This window comes from Rothia nasimurium (assembly GCF_004569295.1).
In the GTDB taxonomy this organism is placed as follows: domain Bacteria; phylum Actinomycetota; class Actinomycetes; order Actinomycetales; family Micrococcaceae; genus Rothia; species Rothia nasimurium_B.
In genome coordinates this window covers 1-9527 of record NZ_SPQC01000066.1, presented here as the reverse complement: position 1 = coordinate 9527, position 9527 = coordinate 1, and the positions used below count along the sequence as shown (strand labels likewise).

At 57.7% G+C, this 9527-nt stretch carries 12 protein-coding genes and 1 pseudogene; 8 read left to right on the top strand and 5 right to left on the bottom strand.

What is annotated here, in order from left to right; all coding sequences use genetic code 11:
• Positions 1-546: hypothetical protein (locus E4U03_RS11955; RefSeq protein WP_209304174.1), on the top strand; the 546-nt coding region annotated here is incomplete at its 5' end.
• A 2-nt stretch (positions 547-548) separates the two neighbouring features.
• Here E4U03_RS11955 and E4U03_RS11950 read toward each other — a convergent pair.
• A complete protein-coding gene (locus E4U03_RS11950) occupies positions 549-887 on the bottom strand; it encodes a hypothetical protein (RefSeq protein WP_135013950.1) in 339 nt (112 codons plus the stop codon).
• A gap of 136 nt (positions 888-1023) precedes the next feature.
• Between E4U03_RS11950 and E4U03_RS11945 the strand changes: the two genes are divergently transcribed.
• Together E4U03_RS11945 and E4U03_RS11940 are read left to right on the top strand one after the other, a co-directional pair.
• Positions 1024-1245 (top strand): DUF6290 family protein, encoded by a 222-nt coding sequence (locus tag E4U03_RS11945; RefSeq protein WP_135013949.1) that lies wholly within the window; start codon positions 1024-1026, stop codon positions 1243-1245.
• A 2-nt stretch (positions 1246-1247) separates the two neighbouring features.
• A complete protein-coding gene (locus E4U03_RS11940; protein ID WP_209304173.1) occupies positions 1248-1511 on the top strand; it encodes a type II toxin-antitoxin system RelE family toxin in 264 nt (87 codons plus the stop codon).
• Positions 1512-1650: 139 nt separating this feature from the next.
• Here E4U03_RS11940 and E4U03_RS11935 read toward each other — a convergent pair whose 3' ends face one another.
• The 3 genes from E4U03_RS11935 to E4U03_RS11925 are packed head-to-tail and all read right to left on the bottom strand — an operon-like array spanning position 1651 to position 3952.
• Positions 1651-2400, bottom strand: a complete 750-nt coding sequence (locus E4U03_RS11935; RefSeq protein WP_135013947.1) for an amino acid ABC transporter ATP-binding protein — start codon at positions 2398-2400, stop codon at positions 1651-1653.
• Positions 2393-3070: an amino acid ABC transporter permease gene (locus tag E4U03_RS11930; protein WP_135013946.1), complete on the bottom strand. Its 678-nt coding sequence runs from the start codon at positions 3068-3070 to the stop codon at positions 2393-2395. Before E4U03_RS11930 ends, E4U03_RS11935 begins: the two co-directional genes overlap by 8 nt.
• A gap of 57 nt (positions 3071-3127) precedes the next feature.
• Entirely contained in the window at positions 3128-3952 is an 825-nt protein-coding gene (locus E4U03_RS11925) for a transporter substrate-binding domain-containing protein (protein WP_135013945.1), read from the bottom strand.
• 307 nt (positions 3953-4259) lie between these two features.
• Between E4U03_RS11925 and E4U03_RS11920 the strand changes: the two genes are divergently transcribed.
• Positions 4260-6179 carry a hypothetical protein gene (locus E4U03_RS11920; protein WP_135013944.1) on the top strand — a complete coding sequence of 640 codons (1920 nt, stop codon included), beginning with the start codon at positions 4260-4262 and terminating at the stop codon, positions 6177-6179.
• Between the two features lie 62 nt (positions 6180-6241).
• On the opposite strand, the gene E4U03_RS11915 is transcribed toward E4U03_RS11920, so the two are convergent.
• Complete coding sequence (locus tag E4U03_RS11915; protein ID WP_135013943.1) at positions 6242-7378, bottom strand: trans-sulfuration enzyme family protein; 1137 nt, start codon at positions 7376-7378, stop codon at positions 6242-6244.
• Between the two features lie 563 nt (positions 7379-7941).
• On the opposite strand from E4U03_RS11915, the gene E4U03_RS13000 reads away from it, so the two are divergent.
• The 4 genes and pseudogenes from E4U03_RS13000 (at position 7942) to E4U03_RS13835 (ending at position 9406) form a co-directional block, all read left to right on the top strand.
• A complete protein-coding gene (locus E4U03_RS13000) occupies positions 7942-8106 on the top strand; it encodes a hypothetical protein (RefSeq protein ID WP_167752427.1) in 165 nt (54 codons plus the stop codon).
• A pseudogene (locus tag E4U03_RS13840) lies at positions 8103-8243 on the top strand (ZmpA/ZmpB/ZmpC family metallo-endopeptidase); the annotation flags it as partial. The gene E4U03_RS13000 and the pseudogene E4U03_RS13840, both read left to right, overlap by 4 nt.
• Positions 8244-8526: 283 nt before the next feature.
• Positions 8527-9096, top strand: a complete 570-nt coding sequence (locus E4U03_RS11905; protein ID WP_167752426.1) for a ZmpA/ZmpB/ZmpC family metallo-endopeptidase — start codon at positions 8527-8529, stop codon at positions 9094-9096.
• Complete coding sequence (locus E4U03_RS13835) at positions 8981-9406, top strand: ZmpA/ZmpB/ZmpC family metallo-endopeptidase (protein WP_135013952.1); 426 nt, start codon at positions 8981-8983, stop codon at positions 9404-9406. The genes E4U03_RS11905 and E4U03_RS13835 overlap by 116 nt, the downstream gene beginning before the upstream one ends.
• Positions 9407-9527 lie beyond the last annotated feature (121 nt).

Sequence of the window (9527 nt, the reverse complement as noted above, 5' to 3'; positions counted from 1 at the left end):
GGTGCGAATAGAATAGAGGGTATGTCACACCGCACCAAACAGTCCCGCATGCTTGAGGGTCTCTCCCCCAGCAATGCCGCCCACCGTATCTCGGCCTATACTTACGGCAATATTTTGGCTTTGGGCGCGCTCGTCCTGGTGTCTGCTGAGGATATCGAGCACGGGCACGCACTCATCGTCCTGTTAGCGACCGGTCTGACTACCTTCTTGGCGCATTTCCTGGCTGAGAGCCAGGAGCACCGGCTTCTTCACGGCGACGGCCTCACCAAGGCTGATGTTAAGGACGCCCTGCGTAACGCTGTACCGATCGTCAGCTCTACTCTGACTCCGGCTTTCTTCCTCGTGCTGGCGATACTCCATCTGGTACCGAGCAAGGTCAGCTGGTACCTGGCGGTGCTAGCGCTGGTGGGACGCCTGTTCTCGGTCGGCTTTGTAGTTGCCCACTACCGCAAAGAAAGCGTCACTTTCCGCACCCTTCTTGGCGGCATCGTCTTCGCTGTACTGGGCTTTACCGTAGCTGCGTTGAAAGCTGTGCTGACCCACTAGCCTTACGGTTCAAAAGTAAATTGTGCCAGGGTCACGCAGCCGTAGCCCTCGACGGGATTGAAGCCCCTACCCCGGTAAAGGTCAATCACGTGCTGGTTGCTAGGGTGGGTGTCTGTGGTGATGTAGACCTGGCTGACCCCATCGCCGACGACCCGCACCAGCCCGGCGAGTCGGCCGGTAGTCTCCTCGCGGGCCACCGCCAGGTAAAGACTACCGGTGCACATGGGTACCAGGTCTTCAGGGTGGGCGGTGTAAGCGCTCCACCCCACAGAGGTGTAGAGATTTACCAGCTCCTGCTGGCTAGGTACCAGACCTACTGAAAAAGTAAAAGCGGTGTTCATGGGCAAAACTTTACCGTGCACTTATCCCTGAAAATACTCCCAGCTTCTTCATCGCAGAAAGCAAGTCCAGAACAATATCCTATTGTTGAAAGTACAGCCGTTTGCCATACTGGAAAGCACAGTAAGGAGAAAACCTATGACCGTGCATGTTGAGTTTACAGCTACTGAAGAGGCACAGCTACAGAGTCTTTCTTCCGCTCTTGGCACGAGCACCGAAGAGCTAGTGCGTTCTGCTGTACTTGAGTATCTTGAACAGCAGGAAGAACAGGTATGGGCACAGCAGGTATTGGCACGATTCGAGGCAGACGGCCGTGAGACCCGCCCCGCCCAAGAATTGTGGGATGAGCTCGAGGTCTGAATGTGGCCTGGCAATTAGTGTTGGCAAAAGAGTTTGAACGATCGATTAGAAAGCTCGATAAGCCGGATATTCGTAGAATTAAGACTTACCTTGACCAGGTAGTTCAGTTAGATAATCCGAAGGACCTGGGAAAAGAGCTGACAGCTGACAAGGTTGGCCTGTGGCGTTATCGTGTAGGAAATTTTCGAGTACTCGTAAAATTTGAAGATCAGCAGATGCAAGTTATTGCTCTCGATGTTGGTCACCGTTCAACAATTTACCGATAGTCTTCTAAACTCCTCTGGTATTAAAAAATCACCCCATCCTTTTTCTCTTCACCCTAGTGATTATCTCGGGGTGAAGAGAGAAAGGGCGGGGTGAAACAGGTTCTACAGCGGCACAGGCCGCCTCTAGCGCCCCAGCTCCTTAGATGCGGTAGTCCGTCATCTCGAAGATCTGCAGGAAGCGCTGGATGCGTTCGTTGTCGGAGTCGAAGAAGGCTTCGGGTGCGCCGTTGTAGAGCACGCTGCCGCCGTCGAGGAAGACGATGCGGTCGGCGACCCGGCGGGCGAAGGCCATATTGTGGGTAACAACCACCAGGGAGCGCTTTTCGCGGGCCAAGTCGATGAGCACACGAATAACCTCGGCTTCAAGCTCGGGGTCGAGAGCAGAGGTGGGCTCGTCAAAGAGCAGGTAGTCGGGGGCCACAGCCAGGGCGCGGGCAATGGCAACGCGCTGCTGCTGGCCGCCCGAAAGGTTATCGGGGTAGGAGTCTGCCTTATGCCCCAACCCCACCTTCTCAAGCAGGTCGCGCGCAAGCTGGGCGGCGGCGTCCTTACCCATCTTGCCGTTGAGCACCGGAGCCAGCGCCACGTTCTGCTCGGCGGTGTAGTGGGGGAAGAGGTTGAAGTTCTGGAAGACCATGGCCGAGTGCTTGCGGATGGTGCGTACCTGCTCGTCGCTCAGGCCGGCGGCGAAGTCCACTGAGTCGCCCTCGATGGTCAGAACGCCCGACTCGGGGGTTTCGAGCAGGTTCAGGCAGCGCAGCAGGGTGGATTTACCCGAGCCAGAAGGCCCGAGAATAACCGTGGTTTCGCCGTTTTCGAGGTCGAGGGAGATGTCGCGCAGAATGGTGTTCTCGCCGAAGCTTTTGGTGAGGTTCTTCAGGCTAAGCATTGACTGTCCTTATGTAACGGCTGGTGCGCTTCTCTAGGGCGCGCTGGGCGATGGAGAGAAGGGTGAAGATGACCAGGTAGATGGCGGCTACTTCAAGGTACATGGCCAGGGGTTCGAAGGTGCGGGCGGCGACCTGCTTGCCGGACTGGAAAAGGTCGACCATGGAGATGACCGATACCAGGGAGGTGCCCTTGACCAGGTCGATCAGGTCGTTACCCAGCGGGGGCAGGGCGATGCGGGTAGCCTGCGGGATGACGACGTGGCGCAGGGTTTGCATCTTGGTGAAGTTGAGGGTGCAGGCGGCCTCGAACTGGCCGCGCGGTATTGAGGCGTAGGCTGAGCGGAAGGTTTCGGCCACGTAGGCGCCGGTGTTGAGGCTCAGCGCGATGATGGCGGCGGGCCAGGTGTCGAGGGTGATGCCGACGCGGGGTAGCCCGTAGAACACCAGGAAGAGCTGCACTAGAAGCGGGGTGCCGCGGAAGAACCACACGAAGGCTGTAGCTAGCCAGCTGAGCGGGTTGTAGCGGCTGAGGTTGCGGGCGGCGGTGGCCAGCAGACCCAGGACCAGCGCGAGGACGAAGGAGATGAGGGTCAGCGGGATGGTCACCTGCACGGTGGCCAGCAGCAGAGAGGGCAGGGATTGTGCCCAGAGTTCTAGGTAGCGGTCCATAGTGTTCTACGGGTTACTTTCGGTTCGGACGCCGGGGTGCGGCTTGCCGGGGCCGGGTTAGGCCTTGGGGCTGAGGTCGATGCCAACGTACTTTTCGTAGATGGCCTTGAAGTCGCCGTTCTCCAGGTGCTTGGCGATGGAGTCGTTGATGGCGGTCTGCAGGGTGGTTGCGCCCTTGGGCATCAGGATTGCTGATTCGGAAGCGTCGCCGAGCACGCCGTCGAGCAGACGGATGGGGGCATCGGGGTGCTGTTCCTGGTAGTAGGCGAAAGTGACGGCGTCGTTACCGCAGGCGTCCACGCGGCCGGTGAGTACCTGTTCGATGGCTTCGTCGAAGCCGGTAACGATGGTCATCTGGGCGCCTGCTTCTTCGAGCAGGGTACGGAAGTTGGAGGTCTCTGATGAGGCTGCGGTGGCGCCGTTGAGGTCGGCGATGGTCTGCAGGGTTGAGTCCTGCAGGACGGCGACCTTGCCCTCTGAGGCGACGTAGGGGTTGGAGAAGTCGTACTTCTGCTTGCGCTCTTCGGTGGGTGAGACGTTGTTGATGACGATGTCGTAGCGGTCGGCGTCGACACCGGCGATCAGGGAGTCCCAGGGGGTTTCGGTGTATTCAGCGGTGACGCCCAGGTCGGCGGCGATGAGGTCGCCGATTTCCTTTTCCATGCCGACGAGTTCGCCGGCTTCGTTGTGGTAGTTCCAGGGGGCGAAGGTGCCTTCGAAGCCAATGCGGATCTTGCCGGCGTCCTTGATGGCCTGCAGCTTGTCGGCAGCTGCGGAGGAGTCGGAGGTGGTGGATGAGGATGAACCGCAGGCGGCCAGGGCCAGGACGAGGGCGGACGCGCCGGTGAGGACGAGGGCGGAACGACGGTTGATTGCTGTCATGGTACCTGTCTTTCGGTGGTGACATTTTGAGTAACTGCGCAAGCTTATAACAGGTGAAGCCCCCACAAAGAATTATTGTTACGCAAGTGTTACGAAAATTATTCAGGGGAGGTTGAAGGTGACATGAAACACCGCAAAGATACTCCCTTTACTGGTGGAAATGAGGGGAAAAACACTTTTTATCAGGATTACACCAAAGCAAAGTGGCCTCATTCAACAAGCAAACACCCTTGCCCCAAAGAGAGTGGACTACTAAATTTAGAACCACCCACCAACCCAAAGCATACTTATAAGAGAGGTGTTTCACATGTTCATCTTTAGCAAGACTACGACCACCACTGCCGCAACCCTCCTTCTGGCCTTCGCAGGGATTACCACCGCTTCAGCAAGCAGCGACGACCCCATCGCCGAGCTTGTAGAGCTGAACCCCGGCACCTCCTATACACAGATGCAGGCTGACCTTTCTGCCTATGCAGAAGCTAACAACACCACCGTGCACGCTGTTGCACAGGAAGCACTCAAGGACGCCCGGGGAAGCACTACCAACAACGCTGCAAGCTCTTCCGGCTTCCGTCAGGCTGTTCCCGCCTTACCTGCTGGGCGGAATAGGGGTGACATCTTTGTCACTCCCGCAAATACCCTCGGTTTTGACCACGGTCATACTGGCCTGTACTTCTCAGCCGAAGAAATCATTGAAGCCCCCGGCAAAAAAAGGGGGGAACATACTCAAAGCCATAGAATGAGCCGAAACAACGTATCAGCGTCATCTGGCTCAGTTTTGCTCAATGTGAAAATTGACCAGGCTACCAAGGATTCTGTCGCAGATTGGGCGAATGAGAACTTACTAGGTCGCCCCTATAACTCAAACTTTGCTGTCAATAAATTTGGTAGCTTCTCAGCCCTCAACTGCTCTCAGCTGGTCTGGCACGCCTACGATGTTGCCGCCGGTATTGATTTAGACAGCAACGGCGGCCCCGGTGTTTATCCCTACAACATTCAAGGACTCCGAACACACCGAAATTTACCATACCGTGAGCTAAGTAAGGAGATTACCATGAAAAAAAGAAGTCTTATCGCACTCACAGCTACCTTCCTCCTTACTGCCTGCACCCCTCCCCCAGCTTTAGACGGATGGCCTGAAGCAAAGCTTGCCGGGAATAACTTAGAGGACGTTGAATACGCACTCTACCTCAGCCCCCAAGTGGTTGGTTCGACCCCCGTTGACCGTAGCTATCTTGCTCTCATTAAAGCTGATGGATCCTATGAAACCATAAGGGTGGATGGGCTAGATAACGGTGGTGTTTTCTGGACAGAAGAAGGAATCCACTTTGCTGATAAATCCGCAGACTATCTGCTTACCGATGAAAAACTCGAAAAATGGTCTCTTGAAAAATCTGACTTGATGTACGGCTACAATCTTCATCCCGACGGCTCTACCGTAGGTCTCTACAGCTTTGGTTCCCAGAAAAATCAGGGGTATACAACTCAGGTTATTCAACGAAAGGGAGATGATTTTATCTCCTTTCCAACCGAAGGTTCATACTATGATTCAGGAATTTGCCCGGATGGAACAGTCGTAGGGATTTCTCCGACCACTGGACATTACAAAAATGACGGAGTTGAAGAAAAAATTCTTGTCGCAATTGATGAAAAGGAAGAAAAAGAAAAACTAGTTCTTAATTTTCCTAACTACCATACCCCTGCAAACGACTTGCACTGCCGGGACGGAAAAGTATTTGCCCTGGGTACACTGCCTGAAGAGAATGAATACGGTAGCTACCAGTACGGCGATGTGCTCACCTTCGGTCTTGAAACAAGAGAGTTCTTAGCGGTCCCTGTGACGGATGAAGAAGGGGCCCCCCTACCTCTTACCCATGAAGACGGCACTGGAGTAGCACACGCTCAAGCCATAGATAATGAAGCTATCAAAGATGGCAAACTGTCCTGGTACCTGGGGAATACCATCTATGAGACTGATGTCGCCACAGGCGTGACCAAAGAGCTCTTCGACATCTCCGCAACTAAAAAAGGACTGTCCAACTCACAGGTTGTTTTCAGGGAAGTTGATATCGTCGTCTTCTCTTACAACCAAGACGAAGAAATCCAGATGGTTCGCTATGACCGCTCAACAGGGCAAGAACTTGACCGCGTTCAAGTCGACGGTCTAGCTGAGAAAACCTCTATCAAGATGATACCCCGAGGGTTCGCCGCTAAACCGCTAACCTAAACCCTCGCACAGAAGGGTGGGCTTCTATCCCAGAAGCCCACCCTTCGTATCTTCGCCCCGCCCTAGGCAACATCCAAGGCAGAGGTCATATCCTCCAGCAGGTCATCAATATCTTCAATACCAACAGCTACGCGCACCAGGCGGGTGGTGAGGCCGGCGTCGTCGCGGTCTTCTTGGGAGTAGGCGCCCTGGGTCATGGTGGTGGGTAGGCAGACCAGGGATTCGATGCCGCCGAGGGAGACGGCGAAGGTGAAGATCTGCAGGGCATCGAGGAAGGCCTTGATGTCGTAGCCTTCTTTGACGGTGAAGGAGAAGAGGGCGCCCTTGCCGGTGGCCTGTTCGGCCTGGATCTTAGCTTCTTCGGCGCTGTAGGAGCCGGGGAAGTAGACGGTGTCAACGGCGGGGTGGGCGGCGACTGCTTCGATGAGGACGTCGGCGTTGGCCTGCTGGCGTTCCATGCGCAGGGCCAGGGTCTTGACGTTCTGCAGCAGACGGTAGGAGTCGATGGGTGAAAGCACGCCACCGGAGATCAGCTGGGCCTTGAAGAGCTTGTCGGCCAACTCTGCATTGTTGGTGGTGGCGACGCCCGCGAGCAGGTCGCCGTGACCGGCCAGGTACTTGGTGGCTGACTGCACGACGATATCTGCACCCAGGTCGAGGGGCTTCTGCAGGTAGGCGGTCATGACGGTGTTGTCGACGACCAGCAGGGCACCGTGGCGGTGGGTCAGCTCGGCGACCTTCTTGATGTCGGTGACGCGCAGGGTGGGGTTGGAGGGCGTCTCGATAAAGACCATGCCCACGTTCTTGCCCTCAAAGTGGGCGTCCGAGAGGGTTGAGAGGTCGTAGACCAGTTCGTTGGTGACGCCGCGCTTGGGGAGCTCGATAGTGGCGAAGCGGTAGTTGCCACCGTAGACGGGCATGCCCATGATGAGGGTCTGGCCGTGTTCCAGGATTCCCATGGCTGCGGCGGTGGCGCTCATGCCGGAGGCGTAGAGGAAGGCGTGCTCGGCACCCTCGAGGGCGGCGAGAGTGGTTTCTGCCTTGGAGCGGGTGGGGTTACCGCCGCGCTGGTATTCGAAAGGGCCTTCGGTGCCGTCGGTGGGCTGGCCGAAGGTGGAGGCGGTGTAAATCGGGGGTACAACGGCCTGCTCTTCATTAGAGTGCACGGCGTGGATTGCGCGGGTGGTAAAGCCTGCCACGGTGATTCCTTTCGGTATCAAGAAAAAAGCGTATTTATAGAGCCTATACCTGCTATCTGCAAGGCAGAGAATTAATGTTACGCATTTATGACGTTACTCTTGGGCAAACACAAGAGATATAGCCAAGGGCACATCCGCGCCAGCACACGAGCCTCATCGGTACACACTCCCTGCTCCCGGCTACCTCCAGCCGGTATTCTTAAAGAAGAGGTGCGGGCCCGGCGCCCACTCGTCCGCTGTCGCCCAAGGCCGTATTCACCTCGCACACATCCCCCTACACCACACAAAGAGTTCTCTATGCTCTCCTCCCCCATCCATCGCTGTACCCTCATTCACGGCGCAGCCTGGTCTGCCCCCACCATCATCGCCAGCTCGGCGGTCCACCTACACCGCTTCAACGCCGTCTGCCGACCTTTTTGCCACCCTGGCAGCAGAACTGGGCGGTATCTCCTTCACCGAGTCGCAGACTGTCTACGACTCGCTCTCACCCACCCATTCGCTTTACCGATATCACCACCAAGCGGCTAGAGATTTCCCGCCGAACTGGGCGTCCTTTCAACTCCGTGACCGAGGCAGAGGCCCGCGCTGAGCTCCAGCCCGAGGTGCTCAAAGCTACCGGCCTTGAGAAGCAGTTCAACGTCTCAAAGCTCCTGGCCCAGAATACCCTCACCGCGATTGCCGCACCCCCCTCTACGCCCATCTCTCACCCCAAGAGCGCGAAACCCTGATAACCAATAAGGTCAGCGGGCGCAAGGAGCAGTTCCTGCTGGGCCTGGCCTACCTGCGGTCGCTCTATTCCTTCGAACTGGGCGGCGTAAACGTGGCCGAGGCCTTCATTGCCAACCCTGAGCAGTTCGGCATCACCGGGGTTGACCCGATTGACTACATACTCAACATTGGCTCCCAGCGGGCTAGCGTACTGGCCTTCAGCAGCTCCCCCACTGCCCACCGCACCGTGGTGCGCCTGCCGGAGCTCACCAGCTTCATTGCCGACCGGGCGGGCACCAGCGACCTGGAGGCCTGGATGCACGAGCAGAGCGGGGCCATCATTGCGGACGCCGCCGCCCCGCTCTATAGCAAGCTAGCGGCAGCCCCTGCATCCCAGCGCTTTATCCTGCCTCTGCTTTCGCAGGAGAATGACGGGGTCTATGTTGCAACGACCCCGGCCTCTATCACCTTTCGACTGGACCTCGGTCGCCGACCGCCTGCACAACGGCAGCCCCGAGCAGTTCGCCACCAAACAAGACCTCTCCGCCTACATGCGCCAGCAGCTCGACACCCTCTACCTGCTGGATGCCCTCGAGGCAGAAGCTATTCTGCGCCGCCCGGCCGAAGAGCGCGCTGTCCTGCTCAACCGCCTGAGCCAGACCCCGCGCGGCACCACAGGCCACACCGACGACACCTTCAGCACCATCACTGTGGACGAGGCCGCCACCCTCTCAACAGTGGAAGACTTCACCGCCCAGGGCCTGGTGGTGGTATCCCGCTACCAGTGGCGCGGCATCAGCACCATCGGCACCGCACCGGCCAACAGCTACTACACCACCCCCTCTTCGACCCCGCCTACGGTGCCTACACCCCGCCACCGGGGCGCCCGGCGATATTACCGTCCGCCGTCAGGCCTTCGACCTGCTGACCTACAAGGGCTACGACGAGGGCATGGTCCCCTACATCTCCAACCAGTACAAGGCAGCTGCGGGTGGGGCCCTGTCGGATAGCTTCATCATGGGGCAGACCGGCATTGCCGACTATGCCACCGACCGCGCGGCCCGCTACCGCCAGGGGCTTGAGCGGGCGGGGGGCGTCCGGGGTCTTCCCCTTCACCCACCGCGGCCAGACCATCGCCTCCCTCGACGACCTACGGGCCCAGTTCGACCGGACGTTAGACACCGATCTGCCCTACCTACAGCAGGCCCGGGCTGGCTCTACCAGCGCCATCTGGTCGGTGACCGCTGTGCGCGAGCTCAAGGCCTCCTTCTACCGGGCGGCTATGCAGGGCTAGCAAAAAGGCCCCGCTCCCTGGTGTGAACTGCTCCCCATAAGTTGGACTACTAAAAAACAGTCACCAACTAATGGGGAGCATCTCCTATGCGAGCACGAAGCTCACTCACCCAACACCAACGAGAACAACTCATCCACCTCTTCCAAC